This is a genomic window from Streptomyces sp. NPDC016309, assembly GCF_043077235.1.
GTDB lineage: Bacteria > Actinomycetota > Actinomycetes > Streptomycetales > Streptomycetaceae > Streptomyces.
In genome coordinates, this window is sequence record NZ_JBIBSG010000007.1 from 41,605 (window position 1) to 64,082 (window position 22,478).

The window sequence follows — 22,478 nt, forward strand, 5'->3', positions numbered from 1 at the left end:
GGCTACCTCACTGTCCACAGCCTGTGGACCGCGCCCGGGGGCGGGCGCGCCGGAGGTACCGGTCGCGGGCGGCGCGGAGGACGGCCAGGTCGTCCCGGCCCGGGGGCGGCGGGGGCGCCTCACCGCGCCGGGCGGCCCGGTAGGCGTCGATCATGTGCTGGTGCAGGGCGTTCATGTACGCCAGCCTCCGCCCGTCCGCCGCGCCGTGCCCCGTGGATTGACGAGCACCGTCAATCGGCGGGAGGTCCGCGGCCGGACCCCGCACCATGGGGGCGTGAGCGTGATCATCGACATCACGGGCCTGCCGCCCGAGCGCATCGTCTTCGAGCCGTCGCCCCTCGCCGAGCTGGGCGTGGCGCTGCACGCGCTGGCCGAACCGGGCCACCACCCGGGCCTGCACGGCTGGGCCACCGCCACGGCGGCCTCGCTCAAGCCGGACCTGGCCGACCGGCTGCACGAGGCGGACTTCCTCTGGACGACCACTTTCTCGGACGTCCTGATGCCGTACGCCGGCATCCGTGGCGGCGACGGCCGGGCGGGTGCGACGCTCGCCGACGAGCTGGACCTGCTGGACCGGCTGGACGAGGACCGGTTCGTCGCCGCCGCGCTGGAGTTCACCTGTTCCGCGCAGTACGCCACCGGCGGCCCGGTACGCCCCGAACGGGCGCTGGAGCTGGCCGCCAACCGGGGGCCCAAGCAGCTCGACTTCACCCGCCGCATGCTCGCCGACCCCGCCGGGGTGCGCGCCTGGCTGCGGAGGCTCTTCGAGGACTGCGACCGGGCGTTCTTCGCGGACACCTGGCGCCGGGTCGCGCCCGCCCTGGCCGCCGACGCCCGGCACAAGACGGAGCTGCTGCGCCACAAGGGCCTGCCCGAGACGCTGCGGGCGGTGTCGCCCGCGGTGACGCTGGGGGTCTCCGAGGACGGCTCGCAGCAGCGCATCGAGGTGGACAAGCTGGCGAACGGGCGGACCACTGCCGCCGACCCGGCCGTCGGGGCGGGCGTGTCGTTCGTGCCGTCCAGCTTCGGCTGGCCGCACCTGATGGTGCTGCACGCCCCGGGCTGGCGCCCCGTCGTCCACTACCCGGTGGGCGCGCCGGAACTGCCGAGCCCCGCCTCGGTGGAGCTGCTCCAGCTCCGCATGGACGCCCTGGCCCACCCCATGCGGATGCGCATGTGCCGGCAGCTTGCGCGCGCCGCGTACACGACGGGCGAGCTGGCGGACGCGTACGGCATCACCCCGCCGGAGGTCTCCCGCCACCTGGCCGTGCTGAAGAAGGCCGCCCTGGTCACCACCCGCCGCCGGGGCCGCTACGTGCTGCACCAGCTCGACGTGGCGGCGGTCGCCCGGATCGGCAGCGACTTCCTGGAAACCGTGCTGCGCTAGGGAATGTCCGGAACCGGACGGCCGGGGCGTCCGGGACCGGAGGCCGCCCCGCCCGGGGGCGTCCGTGGGTCAGCGGCCGCCGCCACCGGCCCGGACCAGGCCGGTCTCGTACGCCATGACCACCACCTGGACGCGGTCCCGCAGCGCCAGCTTGGTGAGGATGCGGCCCACATGGGTCTTCACCGTGGCCTCGGACAGGACGAGGCGGGCGGCGATCTCGCCGTTCGACAGGCCCTGGGCGACCAGCATCATCACCTCGCGCTCCCGCTCGGTCAGCCGCTCCAGGGTCTTGTCGCGCGGCTCGTTGCCGGTGGCCGGGAGCATCGGCGAGAAGCGGTCCAGCAGCCGCCGGGTCGTGGAGGGCGCCACGACCGCGTCGCCGCTGTGCACGGAGCGGATCGCGCTGAGCAGTTCGCCCGGCGGGACGTCCTTGAGCATGAAGCCGCTCGCGCCCGCCTTCAGCCCCGAGAAGGCGTATTCGTCGAGGTCGAAGGTGGTGAGGATGAGGACCTTGGGCGGCTCGGGCGCCGCGCAGATGCGCCGGGTCGCCTCCACCCCGTCCAGCCTCGGCATCCGTACGTCCATCAGGACCACGTCCACGGCGGTGGCGCGGAGGACCTCGATGGCCTCGGCGCCGTCGCCCGCCTCGGCGACGACCTCCATGTCCGGCTGGGCGGCGAGCACCATGCGGAAGCCGGTGCGCAGCAGCACCTGGTCGTCGACGAGCATCACGCGGATCGGCATGCGGTTCCTCACGTCCTTGTACGAGCGGTCAGTGGGCGGGCTTGAGGGGGAGCAGGGCGCTGATGCGGAAGCCGCCGCCCGGCCGCGGCCCGGCGTCCAGGGTGCCGCCGACCATACCGACCCGTTCGCGCATGCCGATCAGGCCGTGGCCCCGGCCGTCGGCGCCGCCGTCCTCGTACATCTCGTGCGCCGCGCCGCGTCCGTCGTCCTCGACGAGCAGGCCGAGTCCGTCGTCGAAGTAGACCAGCCGCACGCTCGCGCCGGCGTCCGGGCCGCCGTGCTTGCGGGTGTTGGTCAGCGCCTCCTGCACGATGCGGTACGCGGTGAGCTCGACGCCGCTGGGCAGCGGGCGCGGGGTGCCCTCGACCTTGAAGTCCACGGCCAGCCCGGCGGCGCGGACCTGTTCGACCAGGTCCTCGATCTGCTGGACGTCGGGCTGGGGGACGTAGTCCTCGGAGTCCTGCGGCTCGCCGGTGCGGAGGATGCCGAGCAGCCGGCGCATCTCGGCGAGGGCCTGGCGGCCGGTGCCGGAGATCGTCTCCAGGGCCTGCCTGGCCAGGTCGGGGGAGGTGTCGAGGACGTAGGCGGCACCGTCGGCCTGGACGACCATGACGGAGACGTTGTGGGCGACGACGTCGTGCAGCTCGCGGGCGATCCGGGCGCGCTCGGCGGCGACGGCGACCTTGGCCTGGGCCTCGCGTTCCCGTTCCAGCCGGGAGGCACGCTCCTCGAGCTGGGCGAAGTAGGCGCGGCGGGTGCGCATGGAGTCCCCGAGCACCCAGGCGAGGACGAACGGCACGATGAGCACGACGGTGAAGAAGATCTTCCCGGCGGTGGAGACGTTGGCCTCCGGCCAGCGAAGCTGAGCCAGGGGCGCCGCGCACACGCCACCGGCGAGGGCGAGCCGGGACGCCCAGCGCGGTCCGTCGCCCTGGGCCGCGACCGTGTAGATGACGACGAGCATCGCGAAGTCGGCCGGGTTCACCCCGATGTCCAGGACGAGCTGGGCGACACCGAGCGCGGCGGTGAGCACCAGCACCTTCTCCGGCGCGCGGCGGCGCAGCGCCAGCGTCAGGCACAGCAGCAGGACGATCCCGGCGGCGACGCCACGCGGCTGGGCCCCGTCCGGGGCCTGGACCACCCACAGCGAGGAGAACCCCAGGAGCATCACAGCCCAGAAACTGTCGACGCCCGTGGGGTGTCTGCGGATGAAGTCGTAGAGGCGCTGCACGTGACCCAGCGTAGGGAAAGCGGATAGGTGCATGGGTCAACCGGAGGGCCGATCCAGGCGGCGGAGGCGTACTCCGCAAGGTGGAGACTGGTGCCCGTGAATGATGACACCTGTCCCCGCGGTCCCTGGCGCGGCTGGCGGGACGCCACGGAGGCGGCTCTGTACGGGCCCGGCGGCTTCTATCTGCGGCCCGAGGGACCGGCGGGGCACTTCCGTACGTCGGTGCACGCCTCGCCCCTGTTCGCCGGGGCGGTCGCCCGGCTGCTGGCCGGGGTGGCGGAGGGGCTGGGCACGGACGACGTCACGCTGGTCGACCTGGGCGCGGGCCGGGGCGAGCTGGTGGCGGGTGTGCTGGCCGCCGCGCCGCCGGGGCTCCGGGTACGGGCGTACGCCGTCGAGCGCGCGGCCCGGCCGGAGGGCCTGGACCCGCGGGTCGTCTGGACGGCCGAGCCGCCGCCCGGGGTGCGGGGGCTGCTGTTCGCCAACGAGTGGCTGGACAACGTCCCGGTGGACGTGGCGGAGCGGGACGGGTCGGGCACCGACCGGTACGTGGAGGTGGCGCCGGACGGCACCGAGCGGCTGGGCGCCCCGGTGGCGGGCGCGGACGCCGCGTGGCTGTCCCGCTGGTGGCCGCTGCGGGAACCGGGCGACCGCGCCGAGATCGGCCGGCCGCGCGACGAGGCGTGGGCCCGGGCGGTCGGCACCCTGGAGGCGGGCCTGGCGGTGGCGGTGGACTACGCGCACGCGGTGGGCGCCCGGCCCCCGTTCGGCACGCTGACCGGCTTCCGCGCGGGCCGCGAGGTGCCTCCGGTCCCGGACGGCACGTGCGACATCACGGCCCATGTGGCCCTGGACGCCTGCGCCGCGGCCGGCGTCGCGGCCGCCACGTCCGGGGCGGGCGGAAGCGGCGGTACGGCCGGGGGCGGGGGTACGGCCGGGGGCGGGGGTACGGCCGGGAGCGGCGGTACGGCCGGGGGCTCCGGGCCCTTCCCGTACCGCACCGAGCTGGTCGGCCAGGCCGAGGCGCTGCGGCGGCTCGGGGTGGACGGGAGGCGCCCGCCCCTCGACACGGCCCGGACGGACCCGGCCGGATACGTACGGGCGCTGGCACGGGCCGGGGAGGCCGCCGAGCTGACCGCGCGGGGCGGGCTCGGGGACTTCACCTGGCTGCTCCAGCGCGTGCCCGGGGAGGGATACTGTCCGGCATGACGGAGACCACGGTCGGCATCGGCGGTGCCGCGGAAAGCACCGACATGGTGCTGAACATCGGACCCCAGCACCCCTCCACGCACGGCGTGCTGCGCCTCCGCCTCGTCCTGGACGGCGAGGTGATCCGGCACGCCGAGCCGGTCGTCGGCTATATGCACCGCGGCGCGGAGAAGCTCTTCGAGGCGCGGGACTACCGCCAGATCATCATGCTGGCCAACCGCCACGACTGGCTGTCGGCGTTCTCCAACGAGCTCGGTGTGGTCATGGCCGTCGAGCGGATGCTGGGCATGGAGGTCCCCGAGCGGGCCGTATGGACCCGGACCCTGCTCGCCGAGCTGAACCGGGTGCTCAACCATCTGATGTTCCTCGGCTCGTACCCCCTCGAACTGGGCGGTATCACCCCGATCTTCCACGCCTTCCGGGAGCGGGAGGACCTCCAGCACGTGATGGAGGAGGTCTCCGGCGGGCGGATGCACTACATGTTCAACCGGGTCGGCGGCCTCAAGGAGGACCTGCCGGCCGGCTGGCTCGGCCGGGCCCGCGCGGCGGTGGCCGAGGTCCGCTCGCGCATGGACGTGTACGACCGGCTCGTGCTGGGCAACGAGATCTTCCGCGGCCGCACCCGCGGTGTCGGCGTGCTGTCGCCGGAGATCGTCCACGCGTACGGGGTCAGCGGCCCGATCGCGCGCGCCTCCGGCGTGGACTTCGACCTGCGCCGCGACGAGCCCTACCTGGCGTACGGGGAGCTCCAGGACGCCCTGGAGGTCGTCACCCGCACCGAGGGCGACTGCCTGGCCCGCTTCGAGTGCCTGCTGGGCCAGACCCACAACTCGCTGGACCTCGCGGACGCCTGCCTGGACCGGATCGCCGCCCTGCCGCCCGGCCCGATCAACCAGCGGCTGCCCAAGGTCCTCAAGGCGCCCGAGGGCCACACGTACGCCTGGACCGAGAACCCGCTCGGCCTGAACGGCTACTACCTGGTCTCCAAGGGCGACAAGACCCCGTACCGCCTCAAGCTCCGCTCGGCGTCCTACAACAACATCCAGGCGCTGGTCGAGCTGCTGCCCGGCACGCTGGTGGCCGACATGGTGGCGATCCTGGGGTCGTTCTTCTTCGTCGTCGGCGACATCGACAAGTAGCCGGCCGCCGGCCTACGACACCGCGTCGCGCCGCAGTTCCACCACGTCGAGCTGCTCGGTCTCGTCGTGCGCGGTCAGGTCGATGACCTTGCCGACCGCGCGGTCCTCCCGCCGCCGTACGGCGAGGGCCTCCTCGCCCACCACGTCCGCGAGGTCCTCGTGCTGCACGGACTCGATGGCCTGTCCGGACTCGATGGCGGCGGGGGCCTTCGCGCCCGTGCCGAAGAAGTCGAAACCGCCCTGGAGGCGCGACGCCGGGCGGCGCTGTTCGGTGCGCGGCACGACCGCGGCGGCCGGCGGGACCCGGCGCATCGCGGAGGCGTCGTGGACGGCAGGGGCGGCGGCCGACGGGCGGTCGTGCCGCCGCTCGGCGACCGCCGCGTGCTTCCCCTGCGGCTCGTCCGCCTCCCGGGCCCGTTCGGCCAGGTCGCGGCGGCGGGCCTCCTCGGTGGTGCGCCGGGCCTCCTGGGCGGCGGCGTTGCGCGTGAGGTTCTCCAGCGCCCTGGCGGCCTGGAGGTAGCCGGCCGGGGTGGGCGTGGACCCCGCGGCGGGCAGCGCCCGGGTGGGGGCGGCGGCTTCGAGGGCAAGCTGCCGGCGGCCCTCCAGGGCGCTGGCGCGCTCGGTCTCGGCGGTGGCGTACCGGCGCAGCAGTTCGGCGTGCTCGTTCCGCAGCGCGGCCAGTTCGACCCGCTTGGCACGGAGCCTGGCGTCGAGCTTGGCGCGCAGCTCGCGGGACTCCTCCAGGTCCGTCTCCAGTTCGGCGACGCGTTCCTCGGTGCGCCACTGGTCGCCGGCCCGGGCCCGGGTCAGTTCGGCGACACGGCGGCCGGCCGCGCGGTCCCAACTGCGCATCAGCACCGCGCCGGTGACCGCCGCGGCGGCCGCGGCGGCGGTCAGGACGCGCAGGACCAGCGGATCGGTGAGGAGCCAGGCGCCACCGGCGCACAGAACGGCCGCTCCGGCTACGGCGGAAGGGGGCAGAAGCCTGTGCAGGGGTGGGGAATGGCGGTGGCGTCCACGTGGCATGGCCTGAAATTTACCGTGCGTAGGCGCCGTATGGGGTGTCGGCCCGGCAATGTTTCGGCCCTGTGATGCGAATCGGCTTCGCACCGGGTCGGCACCCCGTGGCACCGCTTACTTCTTGATCAGTCCCTCGGCCTCCAGGTAAGCCTTCGCCACGTCCGCCGGCTTTGCCCGCTCGGCGTCGACCTTCCTGTTCAACTCCACCAGATCCGCCGTGGTGAGGGCTTTGGTGATCTTGTTCAGGGCGGCGGCTATCTCCGCCGAACCGGCGTCCTCCGCATTGACGACGGGCAGCACGTTGTCGGCGTTCTGGAGCTTCTTGTCGTCCTCCAGCAGCACCAGCCCGAAGGCGTCCAGCGTCGCGTCGGTCGTCGTGGTCAGGACGAGCTGGTCGGTGCCGTCCTTCACGGCCTGCTTGGCCTGGGGCGTGCCCACGCCCTTGGGGTCGATGCCCGCCACGTCGATGCCGTACGCCTTCTTCAGCCCGGGTGCGCAGAACGGCCGCACCTCGCACTCGTCACCGGCCGCGATCCTGACCTTCAGCCGGGAGGCACCGAGATCGGAAAGGGTCCTGAGCTTGTTCTTCGCGGCGAATTCCCGGGTGACGGCGAAGGCGTTCTGATCGACCGCCGCACCGGCCGGAAGCACCTTCAGGCCACGCGGTCCGGCGAGCTTCTCGAGAGCCGTCACGGTCGCGGTGACATCGCTGGAAGCGACCGGCTTCTCCTCGACCGCCTTCGGGCCGTTCACCTTCGCGTTCAGGAATTCCGCAAGCGTAGCCGCGTATTCCGGTACGACGTCGATGTCGCCCTTCTCCAGGGACGGTTCGTAGAGCTCGCGGTTCTCCACGGTCTTGATGGACGTGGAGTATCCGGCGTCCTTCAACACCTGCGCGTACAGCTCGGCCAGCACATTGGCCTCGGTGAAGCCGGCCGACCCGACGACCAGCGTCCCCTTGTCGCCGCCACCGGACGCGGTGTCCGCGCCACCCCGCTCCTCCAGGCTCTGGCCGCCACCGCACGCGGCCAGCCCGCCGGTGAGCGCCACCACGCCCAGTACCGCTCCCGCCATCGAGATCCTGCTCATCACGCTCTCCGTCCGGTCCAGCCGTCTTGCCGTGTCGCTTCGCTTCGGTTCACCGGGCGCGCCGGGTCGCCCGCATCGGGTCGCACACCCGGCCCGCCAGCACCAGCAGGCCCTCGGCCAGCAGTGCGAGCGCGCCGACCACGAGTGCCCCGGCGACCACCTGCGCGGTGTCGTTGGTGTGGAAACCGGCGGTGATGATCCGGCCCAGCCCGCCACCGCCGGCCATCGCGGCGAGCGTGGCGGTGGCGATCACCTGCACGGTGGCCGTCCGGATACCCGTCATCACCATCGGGTACGCCAGCGGCAGTTCCACCCGCCGGAACACCTGGCCCCCGGACATCCCCATGCCGCGCGCCGCCTCGACCACCGCCCGGTCCACCCCGCGCATCCCCACGTACGCGTTGGTGAGCAGCGGCGGCACGGCGAACAGCACCAGCGCGATGATCGTCGGCAGGTCGCCGTGCCGGCCCAGCGGGGTGAGCGTCAGCAGCACCAGCACCGCCAGCGTGGGCACCGCGCGCCCGGCGTTGGACAGGTTCACCGCCAGGGCGCCGCCCCGGCCGAGGTGCCCGAGCCACAGCGCCACCGGCAGGGCGATCAGGCCGGAGACGACCAGGCAGACACCGCTGAACCACAGGTGTTCCGCCAGCCGGTTCAGCACCCCGCTCTCGCCCTGCCAGTGCGCCCCGGTCGTCAGCCAGGTCCAGGCGTCGGCCACCGCGCCCATCGCTCACCCCGCCTTGCGTACGCGCGCGCCCGCCCCGGGCGTGCGGGTCCAGGGCGTCAGCAGCCGCTGCAGCCCGAGCAGCAGCAGGTCGGCGGTCACCGCCAGGAGCACGCACAGCGCGGAGGCGGTCAGCACCTGCGCCTTGAAGAAGCTCTGCAGCCCCGTGGTGATCAGCGTGCCCAGGCCGCCGTAGTCGACCAGCGCGCCCACCGTCGTCAGGGCGACGGTCGACACCGTCGCCATCCGCACCCCCGCCATCACCGCGGGCAGCGCCAGCGGCAGTTCGACCTCCCAGAGCAGCCGGCCCCGTCCGTACCCCATCCCGCGCGCCGCCTCCCGGGCCTCCTCGGGCACCGCGGCGAGGCCCGCCAGCACGTTCCGCACGAGGATGGTCAGCGAGTAGAGCACGAGGCCGGTGACCACCAGCGCGGCCGACAGGCCGAAGAACGGCAGCAGCAGCGAGAACATCGCCAGCGAGGGGACCGCGTACAGCACGGTGGTCAGCCCGAGCACGGGCCCGGCCCACCGCGGCCGGGCGCGCACCAGCAGCGCCAGCGGGAACGCGACGGCCAGCCCGATCAGCACCGAGACGACCGTGATCCACACGTGCTCGATGGTGGCGTCGGTCAGCTCCTGGGCGCGGGAGCGCACGTACTCACCGCAGATCCAGTCGTTGGCCGCCAGGCATCCGGCAGCGCTCGTCGCGGCACTCACGCCCCACCTCCCGCCCCACGTCCGCCCGACCCGGTGTTCGATCCGACAACGACCCTAACCCCCACCACCGACAATCACCGATCGTCACCACAGCCCGGCAACAAGGACTTCACATGCCGCGCGGCCGCGAGGAACCGGCCACCGGCCACAATGGGGCGCATGATCCGATTCGAACGCGTCACCAAGCGGTACGCGGACGGCACGACCGCCGTCGACGACCTGTCGTTCGAGGTGGCCGAGGGCGAACTGGTCACGCTCGTCGGGCCGTCCGGCTGCGGCAAGACCACGACCATGAAGATGGTCAACCGGCTCGTCGAACCCACCGAGGGCCGGATATTCGTCGACGGCCAGGACATCGCCGGAGTCGATCCCGTCCGGTTGCGCCGCCGGATCGGCTACGTCATCCAGCAGGTCGGCCTCTTCCCCCACAAGACGGTCCTGGAGAACACCGCGACCGTCCCCCATCTGCTCGGCGTCAAACGCGCCACGGCCCGCGCCCGGGCCGCCGAACTCCTCGCCCTCGTCGGCCTCGACCCCTCCGTCCACGGCGAGCGCTACCCCCACCAGCTCTCCGGCGGGCAGCGCCAGCGCGTCGGGGTCGCGCGCGCCCTGGCCGCCGATCCGCCCGTCCTGCTGATGGACGAGCCGTTCGGCGCGGTCGACCCGGTCGTACGGGAGCACCTCCAGAACGAGTTCCTCAAGCTCCAGTCGGAGGTGCGCAAAACGGTCCTGTTCGTCACCCACGACATCGAGGAGGCCGTCCGGCTGGGGGACCGCATCGCCGTCTACGGGCAGGGCAGGATCGAGCAGTTCGACGCCCCCGCGACCGTGCTGGGCGCCCCCGCGACCCCGTACGTGGCCGACTTCGTCGGCGCGGACCGGGGCCTGAAGCGGCTGTCGGTCACGCCCATCGAGACGGGCGACCTCGAACAGCCGCCCGTCGTCCACCTCGACGACGCGCTGCCCCGCGACCTCGGGGCGCGCTGGGCGGTCGTCCTGGACGGCGACGACGCCCTGCACGGCTGGATCTCGGCGGAGAGTGCCGCCGGCAGCGGTTCGGTGCGCGACCACGCCCGGCGCATGGACGCCCGGCTTCCCGTCGGGGCGTCGCTCAAGCAGGCCTTCGCGACGATGCTCCAGCACGACGCGGGCTGGATCGCCGTCACCGACCCCGAGGGGCAGGGACGTTTCCTCGGTGTGCTGACCCCGGCCCGGCTGCACGAGGCGCTGCGCCGCTCGATCGACGCGGACGCCCAGGACGTGGCCCGCACGGAGGTCGACGTCCGGACCGTCGGCTGATCAGGCGGCGCTGAGCCGGCCGCTCAGCCACACCAGCGCGGGCGGGATCTCCCGGTTCCAGGTGTTGAAGTTGTGCCCGCCGCTGTCCAGGGTGATCGACGAGACGCGGGCGGGCGCCTTCACCTTCTTCACGAAGGCGCGGGTGGCCCGGAGGTTGCCCTCGCCCTGGCGCGAGGTGGTCACCAGGAACGACGACCGTCCCTGCGGCAGGTGGTCCAGGCTCCACAGCAGGTCGGCGCGGTCGCGCAGGCGCTGGTCCCCGCGGAAGAGGTCGCCGGTGGTCATGTCCTCGGCGGCCCGGTAGTACGCGGACAGGCCGGCGCCGGCCGCGTACCGCTCGGGGTGGTGCAGGGCGATCTTCAGGGCGCAGTAGCCGCCGGTCGAGTTGCCGATGAACCCCCAGTTGCGGGGCGCGGTCCCCACCCGGTAGGCCCTGGAGACCGCCTGGGGCAGGTCCTCGGCGAAGAAGGTCTCCGTCCGCGGGCCGCCCGGGACGTCGACGCACTCCGTGTCGCGCGGCGGGGCCACGGTGGGCCGCAGCATCACCAGGACCATCGGCTGCATCTTCCCGTCCCTGGCCTGCTCGAAGGCGGTACGCGGGTACTTCAGCCCCTTCAGCAGGTTCTCGGCGGTGCCCGGGTAGCCGGTCAGGACGACGGCGGCGGGGAAGGTCTTGCGTGCGTACGCCGACTGGAAGTACTGCGGCGGCAGGTAGACGTACGCCGGGCTGTCGATCCCCGACCGCCGCCCCGTGACGACGACCTTCTGGATCTGTCCGCCCACCTCCGGGCTCCCTCCCCCGGGCACGCCTTCCGGCTTCTGCTTGCCGACGACCCTGATGTCCTTGGCGCCCGCCGAGTGGTCGACGACCACGCCCATCTCCTGCTGCCGGCCGAAGAGGTCGGCCCAGGAGCCGTAGAAGAGGAAGTAGTTGTTCGCGGCGAGGCCGACGGAGACGAACAGCGCCACCTGGGTCGCCAGCAGCAGGCCGATCCTGCCGAGGACCGCCCGGGGGCCGGCGCCCGCCAGCCGGGGCCACAGCCGGATGGTGAGGGCGAACAGCACCACGGCCAGCAGCACGGCCAGCGCCAGGACTTTGTTGCTGGTGAGACCCATGAGTCGTTCAAGCCTTCTTCGTCGAAGTTTTCCGGGGCGGGAATGAACCAGCCTCCCGTGCGGGCCGTCCTAGAGAGCGCACATCGTCCGGGCCGGACCATTTCCGGCCGATGGGACACAACGAATCTCTGCGGAGCCTTGGGAAGCGATGTCTGTCACGGTAGATGGGGATAAGTCGGAATCGGTTCCGAGCCGGATACGCCGTGTCCTGCGCGGGCCACGGGCCGAGAAGGTGCCCACCCTGGTCGGCACGGCATGCACGTTCATCGGTCTGATCGACATCGCCGCGGGCGTCTTCCCGCGGTTCCGCACCAGCCGGATGCACGCCATCGCCGAGGTGCTGCCCGGCACCCTGGGCCCGCTCTCCGCGGCCCTCTCCATGGGCGTCGGCGTCCTGCTGCTGCTGCTCGCCCACGGGCTCAAGCGCCACAAGCGCCGCGCCTGGCGGGCCGCCGTGGTCCTCCTGCCGGTCGGGGCGGTCGCGCAGTTCGTCTACCGGCACTCCGTGATCGGGGCGCTGTTCTCGCTGCTGCTCCTGGTGCCGCTGGTGCGCCACCACGGGGAGTTCGCGGCGCTGCCCGACCCGCGCAGCCGCTGGAAGGCGCTGGCCAACTTCGTCCTGATGGGCGCCGGATCCATCGCGCTCGGCCTGGTCATCGTCAGCGCCCACCCCGGGAAGGTCATCGGCAGCCCCAGCCTGAGCGACCGCCTGGAGCACGTGCTGTACGGCCTGTTCGGCATGGAGGGCCCCGTCGGCTACCGCGGCGGCGTCGACTGGACCGTCGGCTACTCCCTCGGCGCCCTCGGCCTGCTGACCGCCATCACCACCATCTACCTGGCCTTCCGCCCCGAGCACCCGGTCGCCCGGCTCACCGAGGACGACGAGACCCGGCTGCGCGCCCTGCTCGACCGGCACGGCGGCCGCGACTCGCTCGGCCACTTCGCGCTCCGCCGCGACAAGGGCGTCGTCTTCTCCCCCAGCGGCAAGGCCGCCGTCTGCTACCGCGTCGTCTCCGGCGTCATGCTCGCCAGCGGCGACCCCATCGGCGACGTCGAGGCCTGGCCCGGCGCCATCGAGCGGTTCATGGACGAGGCCAAGGCCCACTCCTGGACCCCCGCCGTCATGGGCTGCTCCGAGACCGGCGGCGAGGTCTGGACCCGGGAGACTGGTCTGGACGCGCTGGAGCTGGGCGACGAGGCGGTGGTGGACGTCGCGGATTTCTCCCTGACCGGGCGCGCCATGCGCAACGTGCGCCAGATGGTCAAGCGCATCGAGCGCAATGGCTACGAGACCCGGGTACGGCGCGCCCGTGACCTGTCGGACGGCGAACTGGAGCGCATCCGGCGGGCCGCGGCCGACTGGCGCGGCACCGACACCGAGCGGGGCTTCTCCATGGCCCTGGGCCGGATCGGTGACCCGGCCGACGGCGACGCCGTGATCGCCACCGCCCACAAGGCCGACGACGGCTCCGGCACCTCCCCCTACGGCGACCTCAAGGCGATCATCCACTTCGTGCCCTGGGGCACGGACGGCATGTCGCTGGAGCTGATGCGCCGCGACCGCTCCGCCGACCCGGGCATGAACGAGCTGCTGATCGTGGCCGCCCTCCAGGCCTCGCCCAAGCTGGGCATCGAGCGGGTCTCGCTGAACTTCGCGATGTTCCGCTCCGCCCTGGCCCGCGGCGAGAAGCTCGGCGCCGGACCGGTGCTGCGGATCTGGCGCGGCCTGCTGGTGTTCCTCTCGCGCTGGTTCCAGATCGAGTCGCTGTACAAGTTCAACGCCAAGTTCCAGCCGCGCTGGGAGCCCCGCTTCGTGGTCTACCGCAACGCCCGCGACCTGCCGCGCATCGGCTTCGCCGCGATGCAGGCGGAGGGCTTCGTCAACCTGGCCCCGCCCCGGCCGTTCCGCCGCCGCTCGGCCGCCACGGCCCGCCCGTGCGCGCACCTCACCACGGCCCGCGCCGAGCACGAGGTCCGCGCCGCCTGACCCGCGAGACTTCGCGGACACGACCTAGGCTGGTCGCATGAGTACCTTGCGCGGACGGGGCACGGCCCGGGGCCTGCCCACGTTCGACCGCTGCGCGGTCATGGGGGTCGTCAATGTGACGCCCGACTCCTTCTCCGACGGCGGCCGCTGGTTCGACACCACGGCCGCCATCAAGCACGGCCTCGACCTGGTCGCCCAGGGCGCGGATCTGGTGGACGTCGGCGGCGAGTCGACCCGCCCGGGCGCCACCCGGGTGGACGAGGACGAGGAGCTGCGCCGGGTCGTCCCCGTCGTACGCGGCCTGTCGGCCGAAGGGGTCGCCGTCTCGGTCGACACCATGCGCGCCTCGGTCGCCCGCCGGGCCGTCGAGGCCGGCGCGATCCTGGTCAACGACGTCAGCGGCGGCCTCGCCGACCCCGCCATGGTCCCCACCGTCGCCGCCGCCGAGGTGCCGTTCGTCGTGATGCACTGGCGCGGCTTCAGCAGGGACATGAACAGCCTGGCCGTGTACGACGACGTCGTCACCGAGGTCGTCACCGAGCTGCGCACCCGCATGGAGGCCGTCGTCGAGGGCGGTGTCGACCCGGAGCGGATCGTCGTCGACCCGGGCCTCGGCTTCGCCAAGGCGGCCCCGCACGACCTGGCCCTGGTGGCGCACCTGGCCGACCTGCGGGCGCTGGGCCGCCCGCTGCTCGTCGCCGCCTCCCGCAAACGGTTCCTGGGCCACGTCCTGGCCGGCGAAGGGGCCGCCCCGCCACCCGCCAGGGAACGGGACGCAGCCACCGCCGCCGTCTCGGCGATCGCCGCGCACGAGGGCGCCTGGGCCGTACGGGTCCACGACGTGCGCGCCACGGCGGACGCGGTACGGGTGGCCCGCGCCGTCGAGGGAGCCCGGTGAGCGACGCGGCACGCACCGACATGGAGGCGGTCGAGCTCGCCAACACCGCCTTCTACGAGGCGCTCGAACGGGGCGACTTCGAAGAGGTCTCCGAGCTCTGGCTGGACGACGCGCACGGTGAGATCTCGTGCGTCCACCCCGGCTGGCCGGTGCTCTCCGGGCGCGGCGAGGTCCTCCGCTCGTACGCCCTGATCATGGCCAACACCGACTACATCCAGTTCTTCCTCACCGACGTGAAGGTCGCCATGGCCGGCGACACGGCCCTGGTGACCTGTACGGAGAACATCCTCAGCGGTGGCCCCGCCGAGGACGGCGCCGACCTCGGCCCGCTGGTCGGGCAGCTCGTCGTCGCCACCAATGTGTTCCGCCGCACACCCGACGGCTGGCGGATCTGGGCGCACCACGGCTCCCCCGTTCTGGCCGAGACCGGCGAGGAGGACGCCGACGACAACCCCTCCTGAGTGGGTAGACGAGCCCCTGAGGAGCCCGTGGTCGGGGCGTGTCCGTGCGCGCGGGTAGATTCGACTGGTGGCACCGCGCCGTCCGCACCCGGCCGCGTGCCCGCCAGACCAACGACAGCAGGAGTGATTCGCGTGGATCGTGTCGCGCTGCGCGGCCTCAAGGCCCGCGGGCACCATGGCGTCTTCCCCCGGGAGCGCGAGGAGGGCCAGACCTTCATCGTGGACCTGGTGCTCGGCCTCGACACCCGCCCGGCGGCGGCCGACGACGACCTGGCGAAGACCGTGCACTACGGCGTGGTGGCGGAGGAGGTCGTGGACGTCGTCCAGGGCGAGCCGGTCGACCTGATCGAGACGCTCGCCGAGCGCATCGCCCAGCAGTGCCTGAAGCACGCCGGCGTCCAGGAGGTGGAGGTGGTGGTCCACAAGCCGGACGCCCCGATCACCGTGCCCTTCGACGACGTGACCATCACCATCACCCGGAGCCGCGCATGAACAAGACGCACAGCGACCCGACGGTACAGCCGGTGCCCGCCGCCGTGACGGAGCAGGTCGACGCCGCCGACATCACCCTGTCCAACCCCAAACGGGCCGTGATCTCCATCGGCGCCAACCTGGGCAACCGCCTGGAGACGCTCCAGGGCGCCATCGACGCCCTGGAGGACACCCCGGGGGTCCGGGTCAAGGCCGTCTCCCCGGTGTACGAGACGGAGCCGTGGGGCGTCGACCCCGGCTCCCAGCCGTCGTACTACAACGCGGTCGTCCTGCTGAAGACGACGCTGCCGCCCGCGTCCCTGCTGGAGCGGGCCCACGCCGTGGAGGAGGCGTTCGCCCGGGTCCGCGACGAGCGCTGGGGACCGCGCACGCTCGACGTCGACATCGTGGCGTACGCGGACGTCGTCTCCGACGACCCCGTCCTCACCCTGCCGCACCCCCGCGCCCACGAGCGGGCCTTCGTCCTGGCCCCGTGGCACGACGTGGAGCCCGAGGCACAGCTACCGGGCGCCGGCGCGGTCGCCGAGCTGCTGAGCGGTGTCGGCCGGGAGGGCGTCCTTGCCCGGACCGACCTGGAACTGCGCCTGCCCGAGTAGCGTTGAGTGATCGGCAAGCACGGCACGGCGACGAGATGAAGGGCGCCCGGTGAACCAACTGCGGCTCAAGGTACTGGCCGGACTGTTCGTCGTCGCCGGCATCCTCTCCTGGGGCGGCGCGCGGCTGTGGGAGTCGTTCGGCACCCTGCCGAGCGTCCCCCTGGCCGCGCCGATCGTCCTCGCGGTCATCGCGGTCGTCCTGACCGCGACGGCGCTCTCGCTGCGCTCCCGGCTGCGCGCCCAGCGCGAGCGCCGCCCCGACGCCAAGGGCGTGGAGCCGATGATGGCCGCCCGCGCGGTCGTCTTCGGCCAGGCGAGCGCCCTGGTCGCGGCCCTGGTGAGCGGGATGTACGGCGGCACGGGCGTCTTCCTGCTCGGCTCGCTCGACATCCCCGCCCGCCGCGACCAGGCGATCTACGCCGGCTTCTCGGTGCTGGCCGGCATCGGGGTGATCGCCGCGGCGATCTTTCTGGAGCGCGTCTGCAAACTCCCCGAGGACGACGACGAGACCCCCACCCGGGCTGCCTGACCGCCCGGGGCCCTAGAGCAGCGTGCCGCCCGCGACCTCGGTGCCGGCCAGGACGGCCGCCAGCCGGTCACGGACGTCCGGAGTCAGCCGTACGTGGGCGGCCGCCAGGTTCTCCCGGATGTGCGCCGGGGTACGGCTGCCCGGGATCGGGACGACGTGCTCGTCCTGGTCCAGCAGCCAGGCCAGGGCGAGCTGCGCCGGGGTGATGCCCAGCTCCTCGGCGATCCCCCGGACGGGGGCGAAGCGGTCCTTGTTGGCCTGGTGGTTCGCGGCGTCGAACCGGGGCATGTGCTGCCGGAAGTCGCCGTCCTCCACCTTGTCGACCTTGCCGGTCAGGAACCCGGCGCCCAGCGGCGACCAGGCGACGATGCCGACGCCCAGCTCGCGTGCCGTCGCCAGCAGCTCCTCGTCCGCGTGCCGCCACATCGACCACTCGGTCTGCACGGCCGCCACCGGGTGCACGGCGTGCGCGGCGCGGAGCTGGGCGGCGGTGACGTTGGAGAGCCCCAGGTGCAGGACGAGGCCCGCCGCGATCAGCTCGGCCACCGCGCCCACGGTGTCCTCCAGCGGCACCTGCGGGTCCGGGAAGTGCGGGTAGTACAGGTCGATGCGGTCGGTGCCCAGCTCACGCAGGCTGGCCTCGGCGTACCCGCGCACATGCTTGGGGTCGGCGTTGACGGCCAGCTCCCCGAAGGCGTACCCGACCGGGAAGGGGTGCGGTTCGACGCCCTCGGGCAGCCGGAAGCCGAACTTGGTGGCGATGGCCACCTCGTCCCGCCGGCCGCGCAGCGCCTGGCCGACCAGCCATTCGTTGTGGCCGTCGGCGCCGTACCCGTCGGAGGTGTCGATGAGCGTGGCCCCGGCGTCCACCGCGGCGAGCAGCGCCCGCTCGGCGCGGTCGTCGTCGATCTCCCCGTAGACCCCGGGCGAGAGCACCATCGCGCCGAAGCCGAGGGCGGACACGTCGAGGCCGCCGAGTCGGCGGGTGGGCAGGGCATTGTCGCTCATGCGCGCGTCTCCATCCGTGAATGTCCCGGAGACGTCAGGACTTCCTGACGTACGCGCACGAGTCTTCCGGCCGTCCGCCCCGCCCGTCCAATGCCTTGGCCGATAACCGTTCGGTCATGGCCGAGGGGTGGCCGGAGGGCGACGGGGGGCCGGCGGAGGGGCCGTCCGGGGGTCAGCGCGCCATGATGAGGCTCATGGCCTCGGCCCGGGTGGCGATGTCCCGGAGCTGCCCGCGCACCGCCGAGGTGATGGTCTTGGCCCCCGGCTTGCGGATGCCGCGCATCGACATGCACATGTGCTCGCACTCGATGACCACGATCACGCCGCGCGGCTCCAGGATCTGCATCAGCGAGTCCGCGACCTGTGTGGTCAGGCGCTCCTGCACCTGGGGCCGGCGGGCGTACACGTCGACGAGCCGGGCCAGCTTCGACAGCCCGGTGATCTTGCCCTCGGTCGAGGGGATGTACCCGACGTGGGCCACGCCCCGGAACGGGACCAGATGGTGCTCGCAGCAGGACGTGACCTCGATGTCCTTCACCAGGACCATCTCGTCGTGGCCCAGGTCGAACGTCGTCGTCAGGACGTCCTCGGGCTGCTGCCAGAGGCCGGCGAATATCTCCTTGTACGCCCGCGCCACCCGCGCCGGCGTCTCGCGCAGCCCCTCGCGGTCCGGGTCCTCACCGACCGCGAGGAGGAGTTCGCGCACGGCGTTCTCCGCTCGCTTCTCGTCGAACTCGCCGATCGTGCCGTCGACGTCCAACGTCACCGGGTCGGTCATCTGTGCCTCGTTCCATGGTGCCTGTGTGCGCGCGGGACCGCACACGCGAAAGCCGCGCCCCCCAGGTTAGAACCTGGGGGGCGCGGCATTCATTCCGGGGCCGGAGCCCGCCGGGCGGTGCCCGGCCGGCCGGATCAGCTCTCGGGACGCTCCTCGGGGACCGCGTCCGCCGGCGGGACCGACGGGCTGGTCTTGGTGACGTCCGTCGGGGTGACGCCGTTGGTGCCCGCGGCACCGTTGGTCAGCGCCAGCTCCTTCGGGGAGAGGACCGGCGGCCGCGTCGAGGGCGTGCGCCGGGCGGAGCCGGTCCACGCCGGGCGGGCCGGGCGCTTGACGATCGTGGCGAAGATCTCGGCGATCTCCTCCTTGTTGAGCGTCTCCTTCTCCAGCAGCCGGAGGACCAGGTTGTCGAGGACGTCACGGTTCTCGACGAGGATCTCCCAGGCCTCGTTGTGCGCGGTCTCGATGAGCTTCTTGACCTCTTCGTCGACGAGCGCGGCGACCTCTTCCGAGTAGTCGCGCTGGTGCGCCATCTCCCGGCCCAGGAAGGGCTCGGTGTTGTCGCCGCCGAACTTGATCGCGCCGAGCCGCTCGGTCATGCCGTACTGCGTGACCATGGCCCGCGCGGTCGCGGTCGCCTTCTCGATGTCGTTGGCCGCGCCCGTGGTCGGGTCGTGGAAGACCAGCTCCTCGGCCGCGCGCCCGCCCAGCATGTAGGCGAGCTGGTCGAGCATCTCGTTGCGGGTGGTGGAGTACTTGTCCTCGTCGGGCAGGACCATGGTGTAGCCCAGGGCCCGGCCGCGGGACAGGATGGTGATCTTGTGGACCGGGTCGGAGTTCGGCGAGGCCGCCGCGACCAGGGCGTGACCGCCCTCGTGGTACGCGGTGATCTTCTTCTCCTTGTCCGACATGATCCGGGTCCGCTTCTGCGGGCCCGCGACCACACGGTCGATCGCCTCGTCCAGCATGTGGTTGTCGATGAGCTTCTTGTCGCTGCGCGCGGTGAGCAGCGCGGCCTCGTTCAGCACATTCGACAGGTCGGCGCCGGTGAAGCCCGGCGTACGACGCGCCACGGCGGACAGGTCGACGTCCGGGGCGACCGGCTTGCCCTTCTGGTGGACCTTGAGGATCTCCAGACGGCCCTGCATGTCCGGGCGGTCGACGGCGATCTGCCGGTCGAAACGGCCCGGGCGCAGCAGCGCCGGGTCGAGGATGTCCGGCCGGTTGGTGGCGGCGATCAGGATGACGCCACCCTTCACGTCGAAGCCGTCCATCTCGACGAGGAGCTGGTTGAGGGTCTGCTCGCGCTCGTCGTGACCGCCGCCGAGGCCCGCGCCGCGGTGCCGGCCGACGGCGTCGATCTCGTCGACGAAGACGATCGCCGGGGCGTTCGCCTTGGCCTGCTCGAAGAGGTCACGGACCCGGGAGGCACCGACACCGACGAACATCTCGACGAAGTCCGAGCCGGAGATCGAGTAGAACGGGACGCCCGCCTCGCCGGCGACGGCGCGCGCGAGCAGGGTCTTGCCCGTTCCGGGCGGGCCGTACAGCAGCACACCCTTGGGGATCTTGGCGCCGACGGCCTGGAACTTCGCCGGCTCCTGGAGGAACTCCTTGATCTCCTGGAGCTCCTCGACGGCCTCGTCGGACCCCGCCACGTCGGCGAAGGTCGTCTTCGGGGTGTCCTTGGTGATCAGCTTGGCCTTGGACTTCCCGAAGTTCATGACCCGGGAGCCGCCGCCCTGCATCTGATTCATCAGGAACAGGAAGACCACGACGATCAGTACGAAGGGGAGCAGCGAGAGCAGCACCGAGACGATGGCGCTCTGCTTGGTCGGCGAGACGGTGTAGCCCTTGTCGATGTCGCCGGCTTCGTACTTCTTCTGGAGCGTGGCGGCGAGATCGGAGCCCTGCGTGCCGATGTAGCTCGCCTGGATCTTGTCGCTGCCCTTGACCTTCTGGCCGTCCTTGAGGTCGACCTTGATCATCTGTTCGTCGCCGGTGGTCAGCTTGACCTGGTCGACCTGGTTCTTGTCGATCGCCTGGACGACCTCGCCGGTGTCCACCGTCTTGTAGCCACCGGACGAGCCGACGACCTGCATCAACACGACCACGGCGAGGACGGCCAGCACGATCCACATGACCGGCCCACGGAAGTATCGCTTCACGTCCATCCATACGGAGCGATGACGCCCCGTCCCTCCTGCCCGTAGGTAAATGCTGCTATGAGAAAAGACTGTTCTTCGGACGGTACCCCAGCATTGTCACCCGCGACCGCCTTCCCATGCTCCAACGGCGGGAGGGCGGTCCAGGTTCCCGGGGACCGGCGGGTCTCCGGGGTCGTTCAGCCGCCGTAGACGTGCGGCGCGAGCGTGCCGACGAACGGGAGGTTGCGGTACTTCTCCGCGTAGTCCAGGCCGTAGCCCACGACGAACTCGTTGGGGATGTCGAAGCCGATCCACTTCACGTCGATCGCGACCTTCGCCGCCTCCGGCTTGCGCAGCAGCGTGCAGACGTCCAGGGAGGCCGGCTCGCGCGAGCCGAGGTTCGACAGCAGCCAGGAGAGCGTGAGGCCGGAGTCGATGATGTCCTCGACGATCAGGACGTGCTTGCCCTTGATGTCGGTGTCCAGGTCCTTGAGGATCCGGACGACGCCGGAGGACTGGGTGCCCGCGCCGTACGACGAGACGGCCATCCAGTCCATCGTGACGGGGGTGGACAGCGCGCGTGCCAGGTCCGCCATCACCATGACGGCACCCTTGAGGACACCCACGAGGAGGAGGTCCTTGCCCGCGTACTCCGCGTCGATCTTCGCGGCGAGCTCCGCCAGCTTCGCGTCGATCTCTTCCTTGGTGATGAGCACCGACTTGAGGTCGGTGCCCATGTCTTTCTCGTTCACCCGGGTCACTTTCGTTGCAGCCTGCGTCAGCCTTGCCGAATGACCAGTCTGCCACCCTGGCGGCGTGCCTCGACGCGGCCGGGCAGATTGATGGCCCCCTGGCCCCGCCAGCCGGTGATCAGCCGGTCCAGTTCCTCGACGTGCCGGGCGAACAGGGAACCGGCCGGGGCCCCCTCGGCGATGGCCGCGCGGCGCAGGACGCGGCGGCGGACGGCGGGCGGCAGCGCGTACAGCTTGGCGCACTCCAGCAGGCCCGCCTCGTCCCGCAGGGACGGGTCGACGTCGGCGGCCCAGGCGTCCAGGGCGTCCGCGTCGTCGCGGCAGAGCCGGGCCGTCCGGGCGAGGGCCTCCACGACGCCCTTGCCGAGGGACTTCTCCAGGGCGGGCAGGCCCTCGTGGCGCAGCCGGGAGCGGGTGTAGGCGGGGTCGGCGTTCATCGGGTCGTCCCAGACGGGCAGGGACTGGACCATGCAGGCCTTGCGCGCGGTCTGCCGGTCGACCTCGAGGAACGGGCGGCGGTAGCGGTCGCGGCTGCCGGAGACGGCGGCCATGCCGGACAGGGAGCGGATGCCGGACCCCCGGGCGAGGCCGAGCAGCACCGTCTCGGCCTGGTCGTCGCGCGTGTGGCCGAGGAGCACGGCGGCGGCGCCGAGGCGCTCGGCGGCTTCGTCCAGCGCGGCGTACCGGGCGTCACGGGCGGCGGCCTCGGGCCCGCCGTCGCGCCCGACGGTCACGGCGACCGCCTCGACCGGGTCGAGGCCCATCGCGGTGAGGCGGGCCGCCACCTCGGCGGCGCGGAGGTCGGAGCCGGGCTGGAGGCCGTGGTCGACGGTGATGCCGCCGGCACGGACGTGGAGTTTGCGGGCCTCGAAGGCCAGGGCGGAGGCCAGCGCCATGGAGTCCGCGCCACCGGAGCAGGCCACCAGGACGAGCGGGGGCCGGTGGGGCCCGCCGGTGCCGTCGGCGGCGGCGGCGGTCGTGCCGGCCGCGGGGTGCGCGGGAGCGGGGTGTTCGGTGAGGACGTCGTGGAGTACGCGGCGGACCGCCAGGCGTATCGCCGCGACCGCAGGATGGGGACCCATGTCCGGTGCCCTTCGTGTGAAGTTGGGGGGGGTGCCTCGGTCGGAGTCTTAACGGCCGGAGCGGGGGGTTCGG

23 protein-coding genes are annotated in these 22,478 nt (G+C 72.5%); 10 read left to right on the forward strand and 13 right to left on the reverse strand.

From position 1 onward, the window contains the following. Positions 1-7 precede the first annotated feature (7 nt). Positions 8-175 (reverse strand): hypothetical protein, encoded by a 168-nt coding sequence (locus ACF068_RS18750; protein ID WP_392275361.1) that lies wholly within the window; start codon positions 173-175, stop codon positions 8-10. A gap of 105 nt (positions 176-280) precedes the next feature. Between ACF068_RS18750 and ACF068_RS18755 the strand changes: the two genes are divergently transcribed. Further along, positions 281-1,387, forward strand: coding sequence for a DUF5937 family protein (locus ACF068_RS18755; protein ID WP_392275690.1), 1,107 nt, complete (start codon positions 281-283; stop codon positions 1,385-1,387). Positions 1,388-1,456: 69 nt separating this feature from the next. On the opposite strand, the gene ACF068_RS18760 is transcribed toward ACF068_RS18755, so the two are convergent. Next, a complete protein-coding gene (locus ACF068_RS18760) occupies positions 1,457-2,131 on the reverse strand; it encodes a response regulator (protein WP_392275362.1) in 675 nt (224 codons plus the stop codon). 28 nt (positions 2,132-2,159) lie between these two features. Next, on the reverse strand, positions 2,160-3,362 hold the full coding sequence (locus tag ACF068_RS18765; protein ID WP_392275363.1) for a sensor histidine kinase: 1,203 nt from the start codon (positions 3,360-3,362) through the stop codon (positions 2,160-2,162). Between the two features lie 87 nt (positions 3,363-3,449). Between ACF068_RS18765 and ACF068_RS18770 the strand changes: the two genes are divergently transcribed. Together ACF068_RS18770 and ACF068_RS18775 are read left to right on the forward strand one after the other, a co-directional pair. Further along, entirely contained in the window at positions 3,450-4,571 is a 1,122-nt protein-coding gene (locus ACF068_RS18770; RefSeq protein WP_392275691.1) for an SAM-dependent methyltransferase, read from the forward strand. Next, positions 4,568-5,710 carry an NADH-quinone oxidoreductase subunit D gene (locus ACF068_RS18775; RefSeq protein WP_392275364.1) on the forward strand — a complete coding sequence of 381 codons (1,143 nt, stop codon included), beginning with the start codon at positions 4,568-4,570 and terminating at the stop codon, positions 5,708-5,710. Before ACF068_RS18770 ends, ACF068_RS18775 begins: the two co-directional genes overlap by 4 nt. A 12-nt stretch (positions 5,711-5,722) precedes the next feature. On the opposite strand, the gene ACF068_RS18780 is transcribed toward ACF068_RS18775, so the two are convergent. From ACF068_RS18780 to ACF068_RS18795, 4 genes are all read right to left on the reverse strand, one after another. After that, positions 5,723-6,736 carry a hypothetical protein gene (locus ACF068_RS18780; protein ID WP_392275365.1) on the reverse strand — a complete coding sequence of 338 codons (1,014 nt, stop codon included), beginning with the start codon at positions 6,734-6,736 and terminating at the stop codon, positions 5,723-5,725. Positions 6,737-6,844: 108 nt separating this feature from the next. Next, entirely contained in the window at positions 6,845-7,819 is a 975-nt protein-coding gene (locus ACF068_RS18785) for an ABC transporter substrate-binding protein (RefSeq protein ID WP_392275366.1), read from the reverse strand. A gap of 49 nt (positions 7,820-7,868) precedes the next feature. Beyond that, positions 7,869-8,546, reverse strand: coding sequence for an ABC transporter permease (locus ACF068_RS18790; protein WP_392275367.1), 678 nt, complete (start codon positions 8,544-8,546; stop codon positions 7,869-7,871). A gap of 3 nt (positions 8,547-8,549) precedes the next feature. Then, entirely contained in the window at positions 8,550-9,260 is a 711-nt protein-coding gene (locus ACF068_RS18795) for an ABC transporter permease (RefSeq protein ID WP_392275368.1), read from the reverse strand. Between the two features lie 159 nt (positions 9,261-9,419). Between ACF068_RS18795 and ACF068_RS18800 the strand changes: the two genes are divergently transcribed. Next, positions 9,420-10,559 carry an ABC transporter ATP-binding protein gene (locus tag ACF068_RS18800; protein ID WP_392275369.1) on the forward strand — a complete coding sequence of 380 codons (1,140 nt, stop codon included), beginning with the start codon at positions 9,420-9,422 and terminating at the stop codon, positions 10,557-10,559. Here the strand turns inward: ACF068_RS18800 and ACF068_RS18805 are convergent, their stop codons facing one another. Continuing rightward, positions 10,560-11,675: an alpha/beta hydrolase gene (locus ACF068_RS18805; RefSeq protein WP_392275370.1), complete on the reverse strand. Its 1,116-nt coding sequence runs from the start codon at positions 11,673-11,675 to the stop codon at positions 10,560-10,562. It lies immediately after the preceding gene. 148 nt (positions 11,676-11,823) lie between these two features. On the opposite strand from ACF068_RS18805, the gene ACF068_RS18810 reads away from it, so the two are divergent. The 6 genes from ACF068_RS18810 to ACF068_RS18835 all read left to right on the forward strand — a co-directional run bounded on the left by ACF068_RS18810 (position 11,824) and on the right by ACF068_RS18835 (position 16,638). Continuing rightward, the gene (locus tag ACF068_RS18810) at positions 11,824-13,662 is read left to right on the forward strand and encodes a phosphatidylglycerol lysyltransferase domain-containing protein (RefSeq protein ID WP_392275371.1); all 1,839 of its coding nucleotides are present in this window, start codon (positions 11,824-11,826) and stop codon (positions 13,660-13,662) included. Positions 13,663-13,699: 37 nt separating this feature from the next. Next, positions 13,700-14,560, forward strand: coding sequence for a dihydropteroate synthase (folP, locus tag ACF068_RS18815; RefSeq protein ID WP_392275372.1), 861 nt, complete (start codon positions 13,700-13,702; stop codon positions 14,558-14,560). Positions 14,561-14,580: 20 nt separating this feature from the next. Then, entirely contained in the window at positions 14,581-15,021 is a 441-nt protein-coding gene (locus tag ACF068_RS18820; protein ID WP_392275692.1) for a nuclear transport factor 2 family protein, read from the forward strand. Positions 15,022-15,153: 132 nt separating this feature from the next. Then, entirely contained in the window at positions 15,154-15,513 is a 360-nt protein-coding gene (gene folB / locus ACF068_RS18825; RefSeq protein ID WP_156693033.1) for a dihydroneopterin aldolase, read from the forward strand. Further along, positions 15,510-16,109, forward strand: coding sequence for a 2-amino-4-hydroxy-6-hydroxymethyldihydropteridine diphosphokinase (gene folK, locus ACF068_RS18830; RefSeq protein ID WP_392275373.1), 600 nt, complete (start codon positions 15,510-15,512; stop codon positions 16,107-16,109). Before folB ends, folK begins: the two co-directional genes overlap by 4 nt. Before the next feature lie 49 nt (positions 16,110-16,158). Beyond that, the gene (locus tag ACF068_RS18835) at positions 16,159-16,638 is read left to right on the forward strand and encodes a DUF3180 domain-containing protein (protein ID WP_392275374.1); all 480 of its coding nucleotides are present in this window, start codon (positions 16,159-16,161) and stop codon (positions 16,636-16,638) included. A gap of 12 nt (positions 16,639-16,650) precedes the next feature. Here ACF068_RS18835 and ACF068_RS18840 read toward each other — a convergent pair whose 3' ends face one another. From ACF068_RS18840 to tilS, 5 genes are all read right to left on the reverse strand, one after another. Further along, positions 16,651-17,646: an aldo/keto reductase gene (locus tag ACF068_RS18840; RefSeq protein ID WP_392275375.1), complete on the reverse strand. Its 996-nt coding sequence runs from the start codon at positions 17,644-17,646 to the stop codon at positions 16,651-16,653. A gap of 172 nt (positions 17,647-17,818) precedes the next feature. Next, positions 17,819-18,424, reverse strand: coding sequence for a GTP cyclohydrolase I FolE (folE, locus tag ACF068_RS18845; protein WP_392275376.1), 606 nt, complete (start codon positions 18,422-18,424; stop codon positions 17,819-17,821). 134 nt (positions 18,425-18,558) lie between these two features. Beyond that, positions 18,559-20,598, reverse strand: a complete 2,040-nt coding sequence (ftsH, locus tag ACF068_RS18850; protein WP_392275377.1) for an ATP-dependent zinc metalloprotease FtsH — start codon at positions 20,596-20,598, stop codon at positions 18,559-18,561. Between the two features lie 170 nt (positions 20,599-20,768). Continuing rightward, a complete protein-coding gene (hpt, locus tag ACF068_RS18855) occupies positions 20,769-21,308 on the reverse strand; it encodes a hypoxanthine phosphoribosyltransferase (protein WP_392275693.1) in 540 nt (179 codons plus the stop codon). 41 nt (positions 21,309-21,349) lie between these two features. After that, complete coding sequence (gene tilS / locus ACF068_RS18860) at positions 21,350-22,405, reverse strand: tRNA lysidine(34) synthetase TilS (protein WP_392275378.1); 1,056 nt, start codon at positions 22,403-22,405, stop codon at positions 21,350-21,352. Positions 22,406-22,478 lie beyond the last annotated feature (73 nt).

What these genes read in the sequence shown, in the direction of transcription:
- ACF068_RS18750 (WP_392275361.1), bottom strand. Translation starts at nt 175, where the DNA reads ATGAACGCCCTGCACCAGCACATGATCGACGCCTACCGGGCCGCCCGG.
- ACF068_RS18760 (WP_392275362.1), bottom strand. Translation starts at nt 2,131, where the DNA reads ATGCCGATCCGCGTGATGCTCGTCGACGACCAGGTGCTGCTGCGCACC.
- ACF068_RS18775 (WP_392275364.1), top strand. Translation starts at nt 4,568, where the DNA reads ATGACGGAGACCACGGTCGGCATCGGCGGTGCCGCGGAAAGCACCGAC.
- ACF068_RS18780 (WP_392275365.1), bottom strand. Translation starts at nt 6,736, where the DNA reads ATGCCACGTGGACGCCACCGCCATTCCCCACCCCTGCACAGGCTTCTG.
- ACF068_RS18785 (WP_392275366.1), bottom strand. Translation starts at nt 7,819, where the DNA reads ATGAGCAGGATCTCGATGGCGGGAGCGGTACTGGGCGTGGTGGCGCTC.
- ACF068_RS18790 (WP_392275367.1), bottom strand. Translation starts at nt 8,546, where the DNA reads ATGGGCGCGGTGGCCGACGCCTGGACCTGGCTGACGACCGGGGCGCAC.
- ACF068_RS18800 (WP_392275369.1), top strand. Translation starts at nt 9,420, where the DNA reads ATGATCCGATTCGAACGCGTCACCAAGCGGTACGCGGACGGCACGACC.
- ACF068_RS18805 (WP_392275370.1), bottom strand. Translation starts at nt 11,675, where the DNA reads ATGGGTCTCACCAGCAACAAAGTCCTGGCGCTGGCCGTGCTGCTGGCC.
- ACF068_RS18810 (WP_392275371.1), top strand. Translation starts at nt 11,824, where the DNA reads ATGTCTGTCACGGTAGATGGGGATAAGTCGGAATCGGTTCCGAGCCGG.
- folP (WP_392275372.1), top strand. Translation starts at nt 13,700, where the DNA reads ATGAGTACCTTGCGCGGACGGGGCACGGCCCGGGGCCTGCCCACGTTC.
- ACF068_RS18820 (WP_392275692.1), top strand. Translation starts at nt 14,581, where the DNA reads ATGGAGGCGGTCGAGCTCGCCAACACCGCCTTCTACGAGGCGCTCGAA.
- folK (WP_392275373.1), top strand. Translation starts at nt 15,510, where the DNA reads ATGAACAAGACGCACAGCGACCCGACGGTACAGCCGGTGCCCGCCGCC.
- ACF068_RS18840 (WP_392275375.1), bottom strand. Translation starts at nt 17,646, where the DNA reads ATGAGCGACAATGCCCTGCCCACCCGCCGACTCGGCGGCCTCGACGTG.
- folE (WP_392275376.1), bottom strand. Translation starts at nt 18,424, where the DNA reads ATGACCGACCCGGTGACGTTGGACGTCGACGGCACGATCGGCGAGTTC.
- ftsH (WP_392275377.1), bottom strand. Translation starts at nt 20,598, where the DNA reads ATGGACGTGAAGCGATACTTCCGTGGGCCGGTCATGTGGATCGTGCTG.
- hpt (WP_392275693.1), bottom strand. Translation starts at nt 21,308, where the DNA reads ATGGGCACCGACCTCAAGTCGGTGCTCATCACCAAGGAAGAGATCGAC.
- tilS (WP_392275378.1), bottom strand. Translation starts at nt 22,405, where the DNA reads ATGGGTCCCCATCCTGCGGTCGCGGCGATACGCCTGGCGGTCCGCCGC.